We start from the raw sequence: 21,690 nt of genomic DNA, 5'->3' as shown, positions 1-21,690 counted from the left end.
CTCGTATACTAATAATTTATTTTTAATTTTACCATAAATAACATAATAAGGATAGTTCAGTAATACTATCTGAACTACCCTAATATGTTATTTTATGTTTATCGCATCTCCAGTCTTCATTGTAAGTCCAGACCTTGTTTTTCTTATATAGTACTTCTTATCTCCTTGACTCTCTCTTTCAATATAGTATCCATCTTTTCTATTTGGGTCTTTTCCAATAGTACTTAGGGCAAAATCATTTTCATCTTCTCCATAAATATATATATAACCTAATTCAGCTAATGTTTTTTCACCATTATCATAATACACTCTTATTTTATTATCTGTTTTATCGATTCTATATACTTCTCCTTGGGACTCCTTAAAAAGCTCTAATTTTTGTGGTAAATTCATTTCTTCAGTTATTTCTATATCGTTGTTATTTAAATCCTGTGGATTTTCGTCTATATTCTCAATATAGAGTGGGATAACTTTTATACTTTTTGCATTTTTTACTTTATCATAGGTCAATTCCTTAATAAATGCATGTCCTCCATCATCACTAGACCCCCAATTTATAAATCTATATACAACACCATCAACTTCAATTAAGAATTTTCCACACTTCTCTAAATCAGCAGTGGTAAATCTGATCTCTGTTCCTAAAATTGTACTTTGCATCTCTTTTAAATATATCTTTTCATCTCCAAATTCAAGCATTTTATCCAATCTCGTATTCATAACCTTATCAAAAGAATTACTAAAATCAACCTTAAAATTAAAGTCTGCACTTACCTTCTCAATGCCATCTAATCCAAAAGAATGAAGGTGCAATTTGAAATCCCCTCTTTTCTTAAAGGTTCCTCCTTGAATCTCCTCTTCATTAACTAAAAGTGCATTATGTTCATCAATATATTCTACATGTTGTCCTCCTGAACCTGACTTTGGTTGATTTTCAGGGAAATCCATTATAATTGTGAGATTATTAAGTAATGAAGTTTTCTTATCCTTTTCAAAAGGTTTTTTAGAATTTACCCTAATTGCAACAACAGCTTTAGTTGGTGTAACTACTACCTTGTCTATAGTAAAAGAATATCCATTATTCTCTTGGGTCTGTCCAACCATCTCTGAAAAGTCTTTATATTCTTTATAGTATCCTAATTTTTCATAAACCGTATCTAAAAGCTTAATGTTTTCTGCAAATGCTGGTTTAGATAAAAGTATAATGGATATTGAAATAAAAACAAAAGCTAACGCAGCTATGGATAATCTTTTTATCCAATGTTTCTTGGACCCTCTATTTATTGAATCCTCATTTATTCTTTTTCTTAATACTTTTTTAGCTTTCTTTATCTCAAACTCACTTAACTCAACTGGTATATTTTCAAAATCCTCTTCCTTTATATCTAGACCTTGGGATATCCTCATTATTTCTAAGTCGTCCATACTAAATTACCTCCTCTCTAAAAAGAAACTCCAATTTCTTTTTACCTCTAAGAATCCTATTTGATACTGCTGAAACTGATATACCTAATTTTTTAGAAATATCTACAATTGATTCTTCTACAAAGAATCTTCTTAAAAATATTTCTCGTGTTATATCCTCCATTGTATCTATTTCCCTCATAATTCTATCCCTAGTTTCTTTGTGTTCTAATTGTTTCTCTAAGGATATCTCATCTACTACCATAAATTCTACTAAGGTTGATGTGGCTCTTTTATCTTTTTTTCTTACCTCATCTATAGCAATTCTTTTTGTGATTACTACAATCCAGCTAACAAAATTCTTATAATCCCCCCTAAATGATTGAATATTATTCCATATTCTTAGTAATGAATCATTCATACATTCTAAGCTTGTCTCTCTATCATTTAACACTGAATAGGAAACTTTAAATAAAAGATTACCATATCTCTCAACTAGATAATCCAATGCTTTTTCATTCTTCCTAATTAGCTCTTGGATTAGATTATTATCATCAATTTTCAAAAAGTTCACCTCCAATAGTTACTCAATTATATAAACGTATTAAATTTTTAAACTCTCTCTCTATTTTCAAAAAAAATTAACCTAACTAAAATTATTAGTTAGGTTAATTTTACTATAGTACATAACACGATTAAAAATTATTTTACATTCTGTATACCATTTAAATATGGATTATAAGTCATGTAAGCATGATTTTCAGTGACATATTCGTCCTTAATAAATCCTATATTATCATATACTTTTCTATAAATAGTATTGTTCCTTATATAGCCACCCCAAAGCCCAGGTGTTATTGAATGATCTTTTTCATAAACTTCATATTGTAACATAGACGATTCTGAACTTCTCCATTCTCCAACAAGCTCATCTTTAGTTAAGTAAACTATAAGCTGAAAGTCACTATTAGTTCCATTAAATATCTGTAAATCTAGTGAGCTAAATGAGCAAGTTGCTCCAGAACCAAAAGGCTGAGTTCTATTTGAATCTGGGAAAATATCATGGCTGTGCCTATGTCTTTCAGTAACTTTTAATGGAGTATGCAATGTCATCCAATATATTAAATTTGAAAGCTGACAAAGCCCACCTCCTACTCCTGATTTAAAAGTTCCATCTGGATATAATACAAGACCATCTAAATAGCCTTTTTGATAAGTGAGTTTTCCTATAAGCTTCCAATATGAAAAAGTTTCGCCAGGTTTTATTACTATTCCATTTATCTTTTTAGTTGCTATTTTAAGATTTTGAATCTTATTAATTTGCAACTGCATGTCTACACCTTTAAGTTTTCTTAGAAGAGGTGTTCTATGCTGGAAGATAATGTTTTGATAAAGATCTTCATTTAAATGTTTAGAGAATTTTATATTGCTGAAATGCCATTGAACAAATCTCTTTACATCATAATATTTCTTTCCAAAATATAATCTTAGTTTTGAACGATTAATTGGCTTCCTCTCAATATATCCCATACAAACTCCTAATTTACAAATTTATTATAAACATTATATTAGTTATATTTTTGCCTTATGCTCTATTAAGTTCGATTAGTACTCCACCGCCATTTAAGATAAGTGTATTGTCATCTTTTATAAAAAAAGTACATCCTTTTCCTGAGGCATCTTGAGCTTTAACTTCAGTAATTGTTCCATTCTCTATTCCTAAATCCTTAAGTTTTAGATTTATTCTGTAATCATTCCAAAGGTCATCTTCATTTAAAATTCGTTTTGTGTACTTAGGATTAGAAGCAACATCTTTCAAAGAATCTAATGAATCTCTAAAACAAGATGCACTTTCCTTTGAAAAACTAAATTTCATACCTATTATCTTATCTATATCCGCATTCGAAAGAGTACCTACTTTTGCAAAACCTAATTTCTTTTTAGCTACCCAATTACCATAAAATTTCTCTTCTTGTTTATTACTTGTTGATTGACTTGATGTATTCTTAATAGAATTTTGAGTTTTGTTATTATTACTTGAATCTGCTGTATTAGATTTAGCCTCTTCAGAGCTTGAATTATCTTTATTATTAGTCTGTGAAACGCTTTGGTTATTTTCCTTGCTACCTTGTGCACCCTCATCTTTTTTATTTCCACAAGCTACAGAAAAAACACTAACTACTACCAATAGAATTGTTATTATCTTTTTCTTCATTTACAATCCCCTTATACCTTAATTAAATTATAAAGTTTAATTACCACACTTCCTCTTTTTACAGTGTAATACATTTTTCCAATTTATCCATTAAGATTTTGTTACATATTCCTTAAGAAAAAGAAATCCCTATGAACTGCCTTAAATCCAATAGATGTGGCAATTCACTAGGGAGTTTTTCTAATGTTTTCGCTAATATTTATTTTACACTTTCGCCAAGGTAAGCCTTTTTAACTTCGTCGTTATTCAATAAATCAGCTCCTGAGCCTTTTAATGTAATTTTACCAGTTTCCATAATATAACCTATATCTGCTATTTTTAATGCAGCATTAGCATTTTGTTCAATCAAAAGAACAGTTGTACCTTCCTCTCTAATTCTTTTAATTATTCCAAACAATTCCTTTACTATTATTGGTGCAAGTCCCAGAGATGGCTCATCCATCATTATTAATTTAGGTCTAGACATTAGAGCTCTTCCTATTGCCAGCATTTGTTGTTCTCCACCTGAAAGGGTACCTGCTAATTGCCAGCTTCTTTCTTTTAATCTTGGGAATAGGGAATATACATTTTCAATATCTTCTGATATTTCTTTACGGTCTTTTCTTGAATATGCACCTATCTTTAAATTTTCAAGTACTGTAAGGTCAGTGAAAACTTTTCTTCCTTCTGGAACTAAAGCTATACCTTTCTCAACCATCTTTTCAGTACTTAATTTAGTTAAATCTATTCCTTCATAACTAATGCTTCCGCTTTTAGGTTTTACCAGCCCTACTATTGATTTTAATGTAGTACTTTTACCTGCACCATTAGCTCCAACTAAAGTGACTATTTTGCCACTTGGTACTTCTAAACTTATATCTTTTAACGCCTCAATTCCTCCATATGACACTACTAAGTTATCTATTTTAATCATCTTCAGACACCCCCAAATATGCATCTATAACCTTTTTATCATTTTGTATTTCAGAAGGTGTTCCTTCAGCTATAGTAATTCCATACTCAAAAACTTGAATCTTATCTGATAAACTCATAACCATTTGCATATGATGTTCAATCATAAAAATTGATAGCTTAAACTTTTCTTTTATTTCCTTAACAAAATCTGTAAGTTCATCTGTTTCTGTAGGATTCATACCTGCTGCAGGCTCGTCTAGTAGAAGAAGTTTTGGATTTGTTGCAAGGGCTCTTGCTATTTCAAGCTTTCTTTGTTTTCCATAAGGAAGTGAAGTAGCTTTTTCATACTTTAAACTTTCTAGTCCTACTTCTTTTAATAGTTCTAAAGACTTCTCAACCATTTCTTTTTCTTCTTTTTTATATTTAGGAAGATTAAATATTGCTTCAATGAAGTTAGACTTAATATGAACATGATTTGCTATTAAAACATTATCTAGTACAGATAAATCTTTAAAAAGTCTAATATTTTGGAAGGTTCTTGCTATTCCTTTTTGTGTTATAAGGTCTTGTCTAAGGCCAGTAATATCATTTCCTTCTAATATGATTTTCCCCTTTGTGGGAGTATAAACATTTGTTATCATGTTAAAAGCTGTTGTCTTACCAGCTCCGTTTGGACCTATTAATGAAACAATCTCTCCATCATTAATTTCTAAATTAAAATCATTTACTGCAGTAAGTCCTCCAAACTGCATTGTTGCATTTTCAACCTTTAATAATGCCATTATTTGCTTCCTCCTTCTGTTAGAGGTTTATCACTTGAGTTTTTAAAAATTCCTTTCCAAGAGAACTCTTTTGTTCCCATTATTCCATTTCTGAAGAAAAGAACTATAACCATAAGTATTGCTGAGAAAACTACCATTCTTAATCCTGGAACTCCATTAAAGCTTATAATACCAAAATTAAAATGTTTCTCCATATCTAAGAATCTTAAAACTTCTCCTAAAATTGTTACTACAAACGCAGAAATTACTGTACCAGTTACACTTCCCATTCCACCTATAACAATTATTAGTAATATATTAAATGTAAGAACAAACTTAAACATATTTGGATCTATAGTTCCCATTAAGTTTCCTAGAAGACCTCCCCCAACGCCTGCAAAAAATGCTCCAATAGTAAATGCGATGGTTTTATGTTTAAATAAGCTTATTCCCATACTTTCAGCTGCTATTTCATCTTCTCTTATAGACTTTAATGCTCTTCCATAAGAACTATTCATAAGTGAAACTATGATTATAATAGTGAATATTGCAATACCGAAACTCCAATACAAATTAGTTTTATGTGGAATACCTCTTAGTCCAAGTGCACCATTAGTAACATTTTGAGCATTAGTTATAACTATTCTTATAATCTCTGCAAATCCTAATGTAGCAATTGCTAAATAGTCTCCCTTAAGTCTTAATGCCGGAGCTCCAATTAAAAATGCTATTAATGCAGAAACTAATCCTGCTATTATTAACGCTGGCAAAAATGGAATTTGGATATGGTTAAGTGGAGAAATCAAAGATTCTAAAAAGAAGTTTTGATTCTTCACTCTTTCGGACATTGTTAGAAGTGCTGTTGTATATGCTCCTATAGCTATAAATCCAGCATGTCCAAGCGAAAACATACCTGTAAATCCATTTATTAAATTTAAACTTAAGCCAAGTATTGTATATATTGCACAAAGATTTAAAATTCTAATTTTATATGTGTCTAAGCCTGTGTTGGCGGCTAATAGTAATAGAAATATGATTAAAATTAGTCCTATATTTAAAAGTTTTCTTTTATCTTTCATACTTACACCTTCTCTGCTAAATTTTTGCCCATTATACCAGTAGGTTTAAATAGTAATATTACTATTAGAAGTATAAATGCAAAGGCATCTCTATATCCAGTTAAACTTGGAAGGAAAGCAACTATCATAATTTCACCAATTCCTAATATGAAGCCTCCAATAACTGCTCCTTTGATATCACCTATTCCCCCTATAACAGCGGCTATAAAGCATTTAAGTCCTGGGATTATTCCCATAGTTGCAATTATTTGTGGGTACTTAACAGACCACATCATTGCCCCAACTGCAGCTAATGCTGAACCAATAGCGAAGGTAAAGGATATTATTCTATTTACGTTTATACCCATAAGTCTTGCTGTATCCACATCCTTAGAAACAGCTCTCATAGCCATACCAACGTTTGTATGATTAACTAGATATAAAAGAACAAATAATAATACTAATGTTACAACAGGAATTATGAATGTAAGGTTTTGAATAGATACTCCCCCTATAGTAACAACATTTGTAAATATATCAGGTGTTGGGAAAGCTTTTGGCATTCCCCCAAATAAAACAATCGCTAGATTTTCAAGTAAGAAGGAAACACCAATAGCAGAAATTAATACTGAAATCTTAGGCGCACTTCTAAGCGGTCTATACGCTGTAAATTCAATAGTCATTCCAAGTACTGCAGTTATAACTATTGCTATAATAAATGCAAAATACCAAGGAAGATTAAATGTTGCTACTCCAAAAAATGCAAAGTAAGTTGCCATCATGAAAATATCTCCATGAGCAAAATTTATAAGTTTTAATATTCCGTAAACCATTGTGTAACCTATAGCAATAAGTGCATATAAGCTACCAAGGGAAATTCCATTTGTTAAATGTTGCATAAATATACTAAAAGTCATGATTCCACCACCTATTTTTAATTATCTGCTTTTATAGTATCGAGATAAGTAAACTTGCCATTTTTAACTTGTTTTAATACTGCATCTTTTACTGCATTATTATTTTCATCTATTGTTATCATACCTGCTGCTCCTGGGAAGTTCTTTGTCTTAGCTATTTCATCCCTTATTTTTACTGGGTCAGTAGAATTAGCTCTCTTAATTGCATCTAATATTAAAATATAAGCATCATATGATAGTGCAGTTACTGCTGCTGGCTCTTTCTTATATTCTTTTCTGTACTCTTCTAAGAATTTCTTTGATTCATCTGTTATAGGAGTTTCACTTGCAAAGAAGGTTGAAAATACTGTTCCCTCCACTGCATCTTTTCCTATATCAACAAATTCTGGTGTTTCCCAAGTATCTCCACCAATAATAGGAGTTTTTATTCCAAGTTGCCTTGCTTGTTTAATTATTAGCGCACCTTCAGTAAAGTTACCAGGCGCGAATATAACATCTGGATTCTTACTTTTTATATTAGTTAGTTGTGCTGAAAAGTCTTGATCTCCAGTATTATAATTTGCTTTTGCTACTATAGCATTCTTCTCTCCAGTCAACTTAATAAAAGAATCAGTAAAAAACTTGCATATTCCTACGGAGTAATCACTTGAAACTTCTTGAAGTATTGCAACTTTTTTTGCCTTTAGCTTTTCAGCTGCATACTTAGCCATTACAGTTCCTTGAAAAGGATCTATAAAACATACTCTAAAATAGTAATCATTTCCTGCTGTTACTAGTGGGTTTGTTGCAGAAGCTGCTACTGCTGGCACTTTTGCATCCATAACCACATCACCTGCAGCCATAGAATTACCGCTTCCCCAGCTTCCTACTATAGCATTAACATTTTCTTGTTCCACTAGGTTTGCTGCTGCACTTGCTGCTTCAACCTTATCTGATTTATTATCTACAAAAACCAATTCAACCTTTTTCCCAAGTACCGTTGGATATAACTTATTTGCAAGTTTTACCCCTTCAACTTCAAGTTGTCCACCTGCTGCGTTTGCTCCTGTCATTGGTTCAAATACTCCAATTTTAACTACATCACTATCTACTCTTGTTTTTGTTTTAGCTTTACATCCTGCTAAAGTAAATGTAGTTGAGATAGCTAGTACCAAAAGTAATGATATCTTTCTTTTCATAAAAATTGCCCCCCCATTTAGACATATTACTTCAAATTTGTCCTTGATTTAAATTGACATTTTTGAAGTAAAGTAGAATTAAAATTGATAATATATCAATAATTTGTCCCTATTATTATTAACCAGTTTATATTAGCATGATATATTTGAAATTGCAACAGAGTGACTCAAGGCAATTTTACTCAATTACAGAACATTTGTATTTCAATGAAGGACACATCTTTTACAACTTTTATTTCTTTATTACTGTTAAATGAATTAAACATTGCAAACATGTATAAACATTAATTTTTTTCCATGATTTTTTCAATTTTATCCAGAAAGAGACCTGCTTCCCTCCCCTATACACAGTTAAACCATTGAGTACATATGTATTCTTAACGTGGACAACCTGTATTATTTTGCTATTTTTCTTCCAATAAATTTTTTTAATTTTTTTATGAAAATATGAAAAAACAACCTAACTTTAATAAAATTAGGTTGTCATATACACTATTTTTAATTATTAATTATCCTCGATTAATTCTTTAATCTTCATACTTTTCATTTTGCTTCTTAAGTTTCTAATAACATCATCTACATATTTTTTATGTTCTAATAATTCTACATCTCTAAGAACTGGTAATAATGATTCATAGAGTGAAATTCGTTTTTCTAGTGCTGAAATTTCACTTCCATTTGAGGTCATGGTTCTTGATACTAAATTTAACTGTTTAAATAATTCAAAAGATTTATTATATGATAGTAAGAATGAAAGTAATTTGATCTTTCTCTTATCCTCAAAATAAGATATCCCATAAAAAAGTATTTGCATTTCCTCATCACTAGAATAGTTTTCTTCAATATACATTCTAATCCACTTATCTTGTTTTTCGCTTATATCTACTATATCACTATACTTTAGTTTCAATAATTGCTTTATAAAATCATAAAACAAATATCTCTTCTCAATTGATTTTTCCTTAAAAATCTTTACAATTGACGAAACCAATTCAAGATAATTATCTCCTTGCCACAAGAATGTAAAGTCAAAGCTTTCATCTATATTTCTAGAATTCAGAATTAAACATATAAACTCCTCTTTAAATTCATCATCCTTCTCCATTAACTTGTTTAATATATTAGAATCATAATTCATTGTTTTGTCTATTTTAAGCAGTGTAAAATATGCTTTTCTTAAAACCTTTAAATCATCCTTAAATACTTCAAATAAACACTTATAGATATCACTATACACATTAAATAATGACTTTAAAGTTCTAATAACAGTTAAGGGTGATTTTTTTGTTTTATTTAAAACAATATTGGTTACATTTATAAATATCCTAGAATCAACATGCATGTAATTTGATAAAAAGCTTACATTTCGTGTCCAACCAATTATTTCATCTTCATTATCAGCGAAATATTCATATAACTTATTAACATACTCTGTATTTATTTCCTTCTCAGGAATTAGTGTAAAGTAACAATATAGCCACTTACTCTTATTAAAGTATTCATATTTATTTATTATTCTTTCTGCTTCATCTAATCCTACTACCTCAATCAATCCCTTAATAATCAATTTTGGACTTACACTAATTGATAAGTTTTGTGATAAATAGAAATCTACTACTTCTACAAATAGACTTTTATTTACCATTAAGGATGAAAATACTATATCCATGCCTTCTCCTAACTCGTATTCGTCACTAGATGAAAGCTCTCCAAATTCTTTACAATGGGTTATAAAACTTTTATAATCTTCTAAGTTGTAATCTTCAACAAACACTCTTATATCTAATTCTCTTAGTCTTTCTTCTTTATTATAATTAAATATCTTTAGGTGTTTTCTTCCTTTTAGTAATTTGTATATTTTATATCCACCTACATAAAATTTTCTAATGTTTATATCATCAGTTTCTAATTGTGCCTTGTCAACAGCCTCAAATAATGAATCTGCTGCAATGCAATGATTGAAATTATTCTCTCGTAGTTTTTCGTTAATAAATAACTTTATAAATATCATATCGTTTTTTATAACTTCTCTATCAACTTCAGTGAAGTAATCTTCCCCAAAATTTTTTAGAATGGCTATAACCTCTTTATTATATGCTTCATTATTATATAATTCAATAAGACTCAGCCATATCTTCTCTCTAAGCTTTTCAAGCGAAGGCGAATTTTTTAATGCTATTCTATGAAATAAGATATTCTTTTTTCCCCATGGCTCATTCTCATCAAAAACAAATCCTAAATAATAGTTTGATAAACGAAGAAATAACATAGTATAGAGTTTATTTTCAAAGCCATTTGTAAGTCTAATAACTTGATCTACAATATTTCTTTGAATAATAAAGTTCTGATAATATGAATCTTCATTAAAACCTAGTGCATTTACTAACACAGAATAGATCATAGGGAAATCTTCTGGCTTCTTTCTTAAGTATTCTAATATTAGACTTATGGCTATTGCATAATTATTGCTGCTTCTATACTGCACTAAAGTTTTAATACCCTCTGGAACTATTAAATACTCATTTTTAGGTATTACATAACTCTCCGGTTCTTTCATACTGGAACCTAAACTATTTATTCTTTTCTTAATATAAATAAGTGTTTCTGATTCTCTTACAAACCAAAAAGTTAGCATCAATTCAGTTAATCTATAATCATTTTTTCTTTCAAAGCTATCCCAAACAATATTTATCTCTAAATTAATAACCTCATTTACTTTTTCAAAGTTGAAATGTGTATATACTGAATTTATTGTTTCTATTATCCTTTGTTTTATATTTGGAAAGTATGCTTCTATTAATTCAGCATAATGAAGAGCTTTCTTATCAATAAAAACTAAGTAAAATAGATAAGTCGAAAGAATCTGGTCCGAAATTTTCACTAACTCATCTTCATATATATCTATAATTTCCATGTTGCTTAATTTTTGAATTGATTCAAAAAACATACTCTTCTCTATTTCACATATAGTACATATTTTATTAATATTCTGGCTATCTTTAAGACTAATATGATTAAGAAATGATACTATTCCCGCAATTCTTAATATGTTTTCATCATCTAAGGCTTGAAGATCTTTTTTTATATTTCTAAAGTATTCTTCTAATAATTGAGTGCTGTCTTTTATGCTCTCTAAGGTGTTCTCCTTCACAACTAATTGCGCTGACATTACTGCCAGTCTAGGGTTACCCTGTGCTATTTGAATTATTCTATCTAAATATAATGAATTATTTATATTAAATTCTTGCCTTGCCATTTCTCTAATTTGCTCATCCTCTAAAAGATTAATCTTAATAATCTTAGGGTGAGTTTCTTCATAAAACTTATCCAAGATTCTCCTTAGTGCATAATCTCTAACTGTAGCTATTATTTTCAGGTTAATTCCAAGATTTCCTTTGTGTAGATAATCTAATATATCTGTTAGTGGGGTTGTTTGATTTACATCATCTATAAATACTAAGTAGCTACCCGGTTCTGAAAAATATGTCTTTAAATCCTCAAAAATATTTTGTCCATTATTTTTTATGCACCAAACAATCGTATCCTTATGTTTTTCTGCATATTTCTTACAGCATTCAATTACTAATCTGGATTTTCCTACCCCTGCCTTACCTGATATTATAGTAGAATCATTTCCTTCTAATGTACTTAAGATTTCTTTCAATTCCATTTCCCTAAAATAGAATTTCATTCCCAAGGGTGTTACCATTGAATTTCTATCATAACTTGCTATGAAATCTTCTAATCTCAATATTTGTCCAGTATCTATTTCTATCCCAAGAAAATCTTTTGCTATCTTGGGATAATAATGATAAATCTGCTGAGAAAGTTCATCTATTCCTATTATTCTCAAGTATACACTTTTCTTCTTGCACTTTTTTATAAGTCCATCCACTTGATTAGTATAGAGCTGTGAGGTATGACAGTATATTATTTCTTGAATTTCTTCAGCTCTTATGTTAGTTAAAGAAAAATCAAAACATTTATCAATATCTTCTTCTATTTTTTCATATAGACCACTTTTTTTAACTGTATATTCTGCAAAAGCGTACTTTCCATTAGGTAAGATAAAATATGAATCTGGAGTTCCTTTTCTTGTACCATCGTTTCCAACTACTGAACCTAAAGAAACAATATGTCCATAACCACATGAAACTAAATAGCTATCTGCTAGTTTCTGAAAACTTCCACCATTTAATTCTTGTATTTTTTGCTGTATTTGATTTAGTTTAGACATAAGCCCCTCCCTCTTTTAATCAATTGCTATTTCTACACTGTTGAAAACCATTGATTATTTACGGGCTTCTTTTTATTTCTCCCCATCACTATTATTGGATTTATCCACGTTTATACTTACTTTTCTAGCTGCAAAATCATATCCTCCAGTTGCTGTGAATGTAACTAAGATAGCATTAATTAGCATAATATATAAATTACTAAAGGATATTGTACCATGGTATATACCAGATATAAGTATGGTTATAAAAGCTACAAGGAACGTAAAATACCTTGTGGGGATCTTTTTAATAAAAGGGATATCTTTTAGAAATTGAACTATAAGCATTGTTACAATTACTGTGCCTACATAGCTAGATAAAAAATCAAAAGTTATAAAATCATTGATTTCCATACACTTACCTCCTTAAGTTAATTAATATAATTTTATATTTCTCTTTTATATGTTAAATTCCTTTTTTTGTAATATTTTTTATGAGTTTTATTTTTCTTTTCAAGAAAATATTAAAATCAATTAAATTTTCTATAATATTTATCTTATATATATTTAACAATATGTGGACGCACGCAATTTATGCTTATTTAGTCTTTATTATTGTAAATTTATATGCATAAGAAAAAGCTATATCACGAGATATAGCTTTATTTAAAATCATTATTTAGTTTTGAATTTTAGTAGGTTCTTCAATTATAGTTTTTCTCTAATAGAAACCTTCCAAAATCCTTATCCATATTACTTATATGATTTACCCACCATGAAGAGATTGATTTTTGAGCATTAATTATAAATAATGTTGAGGCTCCTGAAGTTGCAAATGTTCTTCTTAAATCCTTAAGTTCCTTTTTAAACTGTTCATGCTGTATGTGTTGCAAAGTATAATTAGGATAACTATTATTTTTTTGAATTTCTTCTTCTTCTTTAAAATGCTCTATTACATGCTTTTCTAAATAATCTAATGAACTTATGATATCCATGGTTTGTTTTCCTTTTTTCATAGCTTGTAACGATTTATTAATAAGTAGAAATAACTCTTTGTGATGATTATCTATACTATCAATTCCTGTAGTGAAATTATCATCCCAAATTAAAATCATAATAATCCCCCTTACTTTATATTCTATATATACATATTCTAGCGAAAACTTTAAATTCCTCTTTAAATTATCAGAATTTTTAAACTTTTCTGATTTTATCTGTTCACATTTCTTAATAACCTCAATTAAAATCAAAAAATCAAAATCAGGTGAACAATTGAATTTAATCTTAATATTATATTAGAGGAGGTGATATTATGCCTGCTAATAGCACTGGAAATCAGACTACGAATGCTACAACCAATACGTCAACTCCTTCTGGTGGTACCAGCAATAATGTTATAAATACCGGTAATGATCAATTAGATTTAGAACTAATAGAAAGAGAGATTCAAGGAACTTTAATCTCTATAATAGCTAATTTGGCTCTTATTGCGTCCGCAACTAAAAACAGACAACTAATTCTAGATAGAAAAAAAGGCATAGAGCCATCTAATCCTCTGGAAGCCACTCAACTAGCTGCTCTTTCATCATTACTCACATTGCATGCAGCTACTATACTTGGTGAAATTGCCGAAATAAGACTTGTTGAAAGAGAACAAAACATAGAATCTGGAATTGCTAAGGGAACCATAACCCCGAACATAAATATAACCTTTGGCTATAAAGTGGTTATTAGTGGTCTTGTTTTTAGAGCTATCGGAGCTTTACAAAGACTACAAGAAGAAGGAGAAATAACCATATTATAAAAATAACCATCCTTTTTAATATAAAGAATGGCTATTTTTATTTATTCCTAATTTAAAATTGTTTTTATAAAAAATAGTGCAGATATAATCTACACTAAACTATTCAAATATTAATATATTAAGTTACTAATTAAATCTACTTTCCCTTCCAGCTGCCTTACATAGTGATAATATTATGAGCCCATAAAATATAGGTAAGAATATAAGTATATATACCATACTACCGCTCCCTTATCATTATTATTAAACTAATTATAAAGCATATATATTTATATTCTATTATTAATCCATTAAATTTATTTTAATATTTATAAAATTATTTAAATGACTATTTTATATTGTAGGACTAAAGATATGGAAGATATAAACTCTTGTATCTCGCTTCTTAAAATGCTAGTATAGGATTACGGATTTTAAGTCTCCAAGCGGGACTAAATTAGTTATTGAAACCGAGCAGATATTGGCATATCTGCTCTTTTTATTTGCAAATAAAAAAGTAGAGTCTCCTCTACTTTCATTTTTAAAAACATATCCTTTATACTGAGAACTAGAACCCTTAGTATTCCACCTCTTGGCAATTTCCTCTGCATATTTTTGATTAAGTACTGGATAAAAGATAGGTTGTTGAGGTAATCTCGGTGGGAATAAGGTATAATTACTCTTTTCAATTAACTCTAACTCAGCTTTTCCAACTGGACGGAAAAGTTCCATAAGTATCGCTCCAAAGCTATAATTATTACTTTCTAACAAATTCAATATTTATTCTCCAATAATTCTATTATACACCTGGGATTGGCTCGACATCAATTACACTTTCATTTGAACCTAAGTAAGTTACAGTCATATGTTCAAAGTCAGATATCCATCTTTCAACCCCGGATTCTCCTGCTTGAATACAAAATGTAGGATAATCCGTGTCCCCTCTTTGGTGCATGGATAGAATCTGTTTAAATTTCTCTGGAGAAGGTTGTGTTGAGACATATACATTGTCCAAACCTCTTTTAAATCGTACAACCTGTCCATCTGATCCTTTAAAAATCCAAGTCCCATCTATAAGAACTACCTCATGACTTTTTACTCCCATATTCTTTATTTCTTTAACATACTTAGGGAAGTCAGCACCACTTTTCACTTTATTATGTGCTGTCTCAATTTGCTCTTTTGTAAACATAATCGATTCCTCCATTTATAGTTTAATTTAGCTAAAGTTTATCAAGCAATAATAGAAATTATAAACTTGGTTTATTCAATATGATATATACCTTTAATTAAATCATCTTCACTAATATATTTAACCTTGTTATATCCTTTTGATAAACAATAATTGTACATCTTTGATACTAATTGTTCCCCTTTACTCCAAAATATAACCTCTGAGCAATCATATACACCAAAAGCAATTTCGCAACTACTTTCTAAAAACTCTCTATATGTTGATACACTTTGTACATCACTTTCATTTAAAAACGCTCTTAACGTCACAAATATCATATAGTAAGTATTATTAGCTGCTATATCAAACAATTTATCTCCACTTATTATTTCTTCATTATATAAAAACTCACCTGTAAACTCATTATCTTCAATCATATGGATTTCATCATTATCAATTAACCATTTAAAATTGCTAAATGGCATGCCCATTAATATATCGGCTAAATAGCTCCCATGTGCATTAGGAATTTCAAATGTTATTCCATGACTTCCCATTATTAATTGCCCCTCCATATATTTATATGTGTAAATATAAAAACCTAAATCTCTATCCAATCAATCCTTTGATTCGCCTTTTCTAAATAGTTAAGTAGTTTTCGAATGTCTCCATCTGAAAACCATATTATTGGAAAACGTATTTTTCTACTTTCCTTATCATATACTCATTGTTGTTTTGAAAAACTATTTTTATCATAAAAACGTTCCGCTATATTGATTGCATTTATATGACAATCCTCTGTGCCATCAACACAGATTACTGGACACATAAGCACTTCTCCCCATTGCTCGATTTTTGATAGAGATCGCGAGGCTACGAAATCAACAAACTTCAAATGTTGCTCATGCATATCGCCACCTTCACGAATGCGTTCTCCATGTTTCTCATACTCACGTTGCTCTATACGTTTTATACGTAGTTCAATCGGTGCTGATATTAATACAGCGAGTTCGTACAACTGCGTAATTGTGTCGCCAAAGTCTCCAGTGACCGCAGAAATGACAAAGGAGTGATGTTTTTTTATGTCAGCGAGCATTAAATTCAAACAATCCTCATGTGAGCGTTCTATGGTATATGGAATTTCTGACTTTTCAAAGTGATAATCTTCAATGTCCATAAACTTAAAGTTCAATATATTTGCCAATTCACGTCCAAGTGTGGACTTGCCGCTTCCGTTTGCTCCGAACACAATTATACCTTGCATTTTACACACTTTTTGACCTCCTGAACATTATAAAAATAATCTTTACTTCGTAATATTTTACAATTACGCACTAATCGCATTATATAGTATTGAGTTAATACTGCATATAAGTACACTTCTGATAAAAAGTTTAACATTATCCTACATTAAATGGTTCAAAGATATTGTAAATAAGTAAGAGATAAAGTTATCAAAGGATAGTTAAAATCAGAGTTGAGTGTTAATTAATAACACATTCTCTGCCCCTATTTAAGGCTTCTTTAGTTCATCATATAAGAAGATGGTTCACTACTTTTTTCTAAAAATATCTAAACTGTGATGTGTTATTCCAACCAAATCAATACGTTCACATATAGAAAAATGATATTTTAAGTAAGCTTCAAACATTTTTTCATCCATTTCGTCAATTGTATTTCTCATATGATTTGTTAACAGGTCCGTTGCAACAAAATGAAGGCGTTCAATATCATATCTTTCCATTAATTCATCGATTTCCTCTTTCCTATACATTTCAAACAGTAATGATGGATTTGACAGACATTTAAACGTATCTCCGTCAACAATGCCATTTTGAATACCTTCAATAATATTACTTTTTTGGAAGCCCCAATTTACAATCGTTGCATCATTCATACAATACGAAATAAATACAACCCCGCCTTTTTTGGTAACTCTGATAGCTTCACTGATGGCTAGTCTTTTATCATCCTCATTAAACAAATGGTATAAAGGCCCAAGAACTAACGTAATATCAAAAGTTTCATCCTCATAGCTTGACAAGTCAATCGCATTGCCCTGTCTAACATCTATATTACAATTTTTTGTAATCTTGCTTTTGAAAATATCAATATTATGTTGTATAAGTTCGATTGCATCAACTTTAAATCCTTGTTCTGCAATTGTAAGTGAATATCTGCCGGTCCCTGCACCTACTTCTAAAACACGCATTCCTTTTTTCAAAAACTTGTTTATATACTTCATCGTAGTAAGAAATTCCACCAGACCATATTTTGTTGTAAGTCGCTTATCTTCATCATAATTATTATAATAATCAGTCAAATATTTTAGTTCGTCCATAACTCTTCTCCCTCTTTTAACTTCAAAATAGTTTATTATTGTTCATCTAAAAAGAACATTCCGAACTAATTATGTATAACTTCCCAACTGCCTCCGCTTCCGTGATATGTATCAACACATAATCCAAATCTACATTCGCAGTTTCCACATTTGAAAACATGATAAGGACCATCATTAGGAAAAGTCTTATTTCTATCTATAAGACTAAAATCACAGTTACCTTCAGTTAATACTAATATACCTTCTTGCAACATAGTTTTTATTTGTTCAACAATACTGTAGTATTGATAAGGATGTTCTATTCTGATGGTTTCATGTAAATCATCACATATTGGGCACAAACTAATCACCACCATCTCAGATAACAAATTTATTTCGCACTCTTTTACAAAGTCAAATCAATAAATTGATTAGATTATACCATATTATTACAATAACTTAAATCAGAATAGAATACCTCGTTTTTCTAATCTCACAATCGAAAATAAATTTCTTTAAAGCCTCTGATAATAACATAAAAAATACACCTATATAAACTTTTATATAAGCTTATAAAGGTGTACTACTTGCATATCCGAAACGGAATTAACAGCAATTCAGCATATACCATAATGGGTTAGTTTTTTTAATGTTTACCATAATAGATAACAGTAACTTAACATCAACAATTTAGGCTAAGCCATTGATATAACTACTAGCCTTCCCATCCTTCAGGGAACTCAGCATTGTGGTAAACATCTTGAACGTCATCATCATCTTCAAGTAAATCAAGCATCTTTTGGAATTTCTTAGCATCATCTTCGTTAATAGCTGTATATGTATCTGGTATCATCTTTACAGCTGCTTCTAAGAATTCTAATCCAGCCGCTTCTAAAGCTTCTCTAACTGCTCCAAAATCATCTGGTGTAGTTGTTACTACAAACACTTCTTCTTCTGAAGCAAAGTCTTCTGCACCAGCATCTAAAGCTAACATCATGATTTCATCTTCATCTTTATCTTCTTTTTCTATAACTATTTCACCTTTTTCTTGGAACATGAACCCAACACAACCTGATGCTCCCATGTTTCCACCACCTTTAGTAAAGGCACTTCTAACATTACCAGCAGATCTATTTTTATTGTCTGTTAGAGTTTCAACTATAACAGCTACTCCTGATGGGCCGTATCCTTCATATACTATTGTTTCATAGTTAACAGAACCTAATTCACCTGAAGCTTTTTTAATTGCTCTAGTAATAGTATCATTAGGCATGTTTTCAGCCTTAGCTTTTGCTATAACATCTCTTAATTTAGAGTTAGCTTCTGGATTTGGTCCTCCATTTTTAACACTTACCATAATTTCTTTACCTATTTTAGTAAAGATTTTACCTCTTTTAGCATCTGTCTTACCTTTTTTTGCTTGTATATTATGCCATTTTGAATGTCCTGACATTAAACTTCCTCCTAACTTTGTACCTTAAAAGTTTGTATTATATATAATGCATTAAAGAATTTACATGTCACTGTTAAGCTCTTAGACGCTTCAACAAAGAGTTGGGCAATGAGATGTAATATGATTTTTGCATTATATACATAATAATCCTAAACCATTATAACATAGTAGAATTTTTTTCTGCAACCTTAAAAGAGCACATTTTAAGTGCCCCCTAGTTATCAATACGCTCAAAAAGCCTATTTTGTTCCTTAAAATATATACCAATATTTCCTTTATTAATGACAGCTTTCCCATTGGTAACATTCATTATTTCTTTTAAAGCTTTCTCCCCTTCTTCAAGTTCAAGGATAAGTGTAATTTTTACATCTTCAGTATACTCAGTATTTTCAATTGTCCAATTATTTTCGCTGCAAATATACTGAATCTTACCAAGTAAATCATAATTAATATTTATATCTATTGGCATTCCCTTAACTTTCTCAACAATTCCACCTGCTTTAATAGCAATAGATGCACCCTTTGTATATGCCCTAGTTAGTCCACCTGCACCAAGCATTATTCCGCCGAAATACCTAGTTACAACAATAGCACAATCAGTTAATCCTGTTTTCTTAATTACCTCTAAAATTGGTATACCTGCAGTTCCTTGAGGCTCCCCATCGTCAGAGTAACGCTGAATTCCTAGGTTCTCACCTATAACATATGCCCAGCAATTATGTGTAGCCATTTTATGCATATTCTTAATCTCTTGAACGAATTCTTTTGCCTCATCCTCTGATTCTACTCTTTTTATATACCCTATAAACTGTGATTTTTTTTCATCAAACTCATCATTAGCCTGCTTTTTTATCGTTAAATAAGACATTAAGATTCTCCTCCTTATAAGCTAAGCTCTTTTAAGATTATATTTAACCCCTCTTCTATTTTCTCATGATTTGTTTGGGAAAAACCTATTCTAAAATACTTATCTCCCTCTTGCTCTTTTCTAAAAAATAAAGCACCAGGAGAAATCAATACTCCTTTATCTCTTAGTATAAAGAATAATTTTCTTGAATTAAATTTCTCTGGTTCAGAAAACTTAAGTAAAAAACTAAGTCCACCATTAGGTTCCTTAAACTCAAGTATGCCTTTAAAATCTCTTTCTAATATTTGTTTGATAAATGTATACCTTGATCTGTATTCTTCATTTAAATACTCTATATGTTTTTTCCAGTAGCCTTTAACTATATATCTTTCTAATGCTCTCTGCATTAATGAAGATGTTGAAATATCTGTATTTATCTTTGAAAGATACATACTATCCTTAAATATCTCTGGAATAATTACGTATCCTATTCTGATTCCTGGCATAAATATTTTAGAAAAACTTTTTATGTATATAACCCTATCATAAATATCATAACTTTTTAACGGATTATATACAAGGTTACTATCATAAATAAGCTCAGATAAGTAATCATCCTCCAAAATATAAAAATCATATTTTTCAGCTAATTCTATAAGCTTCTTTTTCTTTTCTTCAGAATAACTAATACCTGTTGGATTTTGAAAATAGCTCATTATATACATAAACTTTATCTTTTGCTTTTTTAGTATTTTCTCAAGGATAGCAATGTCAATCCCATCATTTTCAATAGGTACTTCTATTATATCTGCCCTCTTCCACCTAAAAACTGAAATAGCTCCTCCGTAGGTTGGTCTTTCTACTATTACCTTATCATTTACATTTAATATGGCTTTAGCTGCAATATCTATTCCTTGCTGAGCTCCAGAAACTATTAAAATATCCTCTGCACTATATTTATTTTTCCAAAACCTTTTACTAATTTCTTCTCTTAATTTTTCATATCCTAAAACATCTTGATATAAAAGTGCCTCTGCTCCATCTCTATCAAAAACTTCATTTATAACCTTTTGAAGATCCTTAACTGGGAAGAAGGATGAAGATGTAGTTTCTCCTGTAAAGTCAATATACTCCCTAAGCCCACCTGAACTTAATAACTTAAAAGTTTTATTATATTCCTTGTTAAAACTTCTTATAACTTCTTTTCTTCTTGCATAAGTTCCGCTTCCAATCTTCATATTTGCATATCCATCCGCCTGAAGCTTTTTATAGGCATTTACAATCGTTACATTATTTACTTTAAGCATCTCAGATAAAGCCCTTATCGTTGGTAGTTTTTCTCTGTCTTTTATCTCTCCAATATCTATTTTATGCTTTATATAATCTGATAATTGTATATACTTTGGTATTTCCTCATGAAAAATTAAGCTAAATTCCTTCATTTCTCCTCCAATTTTTTCAAAAATATAT

Annotated in this window: 22 protein-coding genes; 1 reads left to right on the top strand and 21 read right to left on the bottom strand. The window is 29.9% G+C overall.

Features of this window, described 5'->3' with window-relative positions:
• Positions 1-87 precede the first annotated feature (87 nt).
• The 12 genes from L1S47_RS17310 to L1S47_RS17255 form a co-directional block, all read right to left on the bottom strand.
• On the bottom strand, positions 88-1,425 hold the full coding sequence (locus L1S47_RS17310) for a DUF4179 domain-containing protein (RefSeq protein WP_238885267.1): 1,338 nt from the start codon (positions 1,423-1,425) through the stop codon (positions 88-90).
• A 1-nt stretch (position 1,426) separates the two neighbouring features.
• Positions 1,427-1,969, bottom strand: coding sequence for a sigma-70 family RNA polymerase sigma factor (locus L1S47_RS17305; RefSeq protein WP_238885265.1), 543 nt, complete (start codon positions 1,967-1,969; stop codon positions 1,427-1,429).
• Between the two features lie 137 nt (positions 1,970-2,106).
• Positions 2,107-2,934, bottom strand: coding sequence for a VanW family protein (locus tag L1S47_RS17300; protein ID WP_238885263.1), 828 nt, complete (start codon positions 2,932-2,934; stop codon positions 2,107-2,109).
• Positions 2,935-2,989: 55 nt separating this feature from the next.
• Positions 2,990-3,619 carry a hypothetical protein gene (locus L1S47_RS17295; protein WP_238885261.1) on the bottom strand — a complete coding sequence of 210 codons (630 nt, stop codon included), beginning with the start codon at positions 3,617-3,619 and terminating at the stop codon, positions 2,990-2,992.
• A gap of 199 nt (positions 3,620-3,818) precedes the next feature.
• Positions 3,819-4,532, bottom strand: a complete 714-nt coding sequence (locus L1S47_RS17290) for an ABC transporter ATP-binding protein (protein WP_238885255.1) — start codon at positions 4,530-4,532, stop codon at positions 3,819-3,821.
• A complete protein-coding gene (locus tag L1S47_RS17285; protein ID WP_238885253.1) occupies positions 4,525-5,295 on the bottom strand; it encodes an ABC transporter ATP-binding protein in 771 nt (256 codons plus the stop codon). The genes L1S47_RS17290 and L1S47_RS17285 overlap by 8 nt, the downstream gene beginning before the upstream one ends.
• Entirely contained in the window at positions 5,295-6,353 is a 1,059-nt protein-coding gene (locus tag L1S47_RS17280; RefSeq protein ID WP_238885251.1) for a branched-chain amino acid ABC transporter permease, read from the bottom strand. Before L1S47_RS17280 ends, L1S47_RS17285 begins: the two co-directional genes overlap by 1 nt.
• A 2-nt stretch (positions 6,354-6,355) precedes the next feature.
• Entirely contained in the window at positions 6,356-7,249 is an 894-nt protein-coding gene (locus L1S47_RS17275) for a branched-chain amino acid ABC transporter permease (RefSeq protein WP_238885249.1), read from the bottom strand.
• Between the two features lie 17 nt (positions 7,250-7,266).
• Positions 7,267-8,427, bottom strand: coding sequence for an ABC transporter substrate-binding protein (locus L1S47_RS17270; RefSeq protein WP_238885247.1), 1,161 nt, complete (start codon positions 8,425-8,427; stop codon positions 7,267-7,269).
• A gap of 505 nt (positions 8,428-8,932) precedes the next feature.
• Positions 8,933-12,664 carry a hypothetical protein gene (locus L1S47_RS17265; RefSeq protein WP_238885245.1) on the bottom strand — a complete coding sequence of 1,244 codons (3,732 nt, stop codon included), beginning with the start codon at positions 12,662-12,664 and terminating at the stop codon, positions 8,933-8,935.
• Positions 12,665-12,736: 72 nt separating this feature from the next.
• Complete coding sequence (locus tag L1S47_RS17260; protein ID WP_202767548.1) at positions 12,737-13,057, bottom strand: hypothetical protein; 321 nt, start codon at positions 13,055-13,057, stop codon at positions 12,737-12,739.
• 290 nt (positions 13,058-13,347) lie between these two features.
• Positions 13,348-13,758 carry a bacteriohemerythrin gene (locus tag L1S47_RS17255; protein WP_238885234.1) on the bottom strand — a complete coding sequence of 137 codons (411 nt, stop codon included), beginning with the start codon at positions 13,756-13,758 and terminating at the stop codon, positions 13,348-13,350.
• Between the two features lie 197 nt (positions 13,759-13,955).
• On the opposite strand from L1S47_RS17255, the gene L1S47_RS17250 reads away from it, so the two are divergent.
• Positions 13,956-14,447 carry a hypothetical protein gene (locus L1S47_RS17250; protein ID WP_238885231.1) on the top strand — a complete coding sequence of 164 codons (492 nt, stop codon included), beginning with the start codon at positions 13,956-13,958 and terminating at the stop codon, positions 14,445-14,447.
• Between the two features lie 393 nt (positions 14,448-14,840).
• Here the strand turns inward: L1S47_RS17250 and L1S47_RS17245 are convergent, their stop codons facing one another.
• From L1S47_RS17245 to L1S47_RS17205, 9 genes are all read right to left on the bottom strand, one after another.
• Positions 14,841-15,203, bottom strand: a complete 363-nt coding sequence (locus tag L1S47_RS17245; protein WP_373689110.1) for a hypothetical protein — start codon at positions 15,201-15,203, stop codon at positions 14,841-14,843.
• Between the two features lie 22 nt (positions 15,204-15,225).
• On the bottom strand, positions 15,226-15,618 hold the full coding sequence (locus L1S47_RS17240) for a DUF1398 domain-containing protein (protein ID WP_238885229.1): 393 nt from the start codon (positions 15,616-15,618) through the stop codon (positions 15,226-15,228).
• A gap of 71 nt (positions 15,619-15,689) precedes the next feature.
• On the bottom strand, positions 15,690-16,175 hold the full coding sequence (locus tag L1S47_RS17235) for a DUF2691 family protein (RefSeq protein WP_238885227.1): 486 nt from the start codon (positions 16,173-16,175) through the stop codon (positions 15,690-15,692).
• A gap of 149 nt (positions 16,176-16,324) precedes the next feature.
• Positions 16,325-16,864, bottom strand: coding sequence for an AAA family ATPase (locus L1S47_RS17230; RefSeq protein ID WP_238885318.1), 540 nt, complete (start codon positions 16,862-16,864; stop codon positions 16,325-16,327).
• Between the two features lie 288 nt (positions 16,865-17,152).
• On the bottom strand, positions 17,153-17,941 hold the full coding sequence (locus L1S47_RS17225; RefSeq protein ID WP_238885225.1) for a bifunctional 2-polyprenyl-6-hydroxyphenol methylase/3-demethylubiquinol 3-O-methyltransferase UbiG: 789 nt from the start codon (positions 17,939-17,941) through the stop codon (positions 17,153-17,155).
• A gap of 65 nt (positions 17,942-18,006) precedes the next feature.
• Positions 18,007-18,282, bottom strand: a complete 276-nt coding sequence (locus tag L1S47_RS17220; protein WP_238885222.1) for a hypothetical protein — start codon at positions 18,280-18,282, stop codon at positions 18,007-18,009.
• A 353-nt stretch (positions 18,283-18,635) separates the two neighbouring features.
• On the bottom strand, positions 18,636-19,373 hold the full coding sequence (locus tag L1S47_RS17215; RefSeq protein WP_202767554.1) for a YebC/PmpR family DNA-binding transcriptional regulator: 738 nt from the start codon (positions 19,371-19,373) through the stop codon (positions 18,636-18,638).
• A 214-nt stretch (positions 19,374-19,587) separates the two neighbouring features.
• Entirely contained in the window at positions 19,588-20,241 is a 654-nt protein-coding gene (locus L1S47_RS17210; RefSeq protein WP_238885220.1) for a YigZ family protein, read from the bottom strand.
• Between the two features lie 14 nt (positions 20,242-20,255).
• Positions 20,256-21,662 (bottom strand): PLP-dependent aminotransferase family protein, encoded by a 1,407-nt coding sequence (locus L1S47_RS17205; RefSeq protein WP_238885316.1) that lies wholly within the window; start codon positions 21,660-21,662, stop codon positions 20,256-20,258.
• Positions 21,663-21,690 lie beyond the last annotated feature (28 nt).

The organism is Clostridium sp. YIM B02551 (assembly GCF_022324735.1).
Lineage (GTDB): Bacteria > Bacillota > Clostridia > Clostridiales > Clostridiaceae > Clostridium_T > Clostridium_T paridis.
The sequence above is the reverse complement of the archived record's forward strand: the minus strand, read 5'-3'. Positions and strand labels throughout refer to the sequence as shown.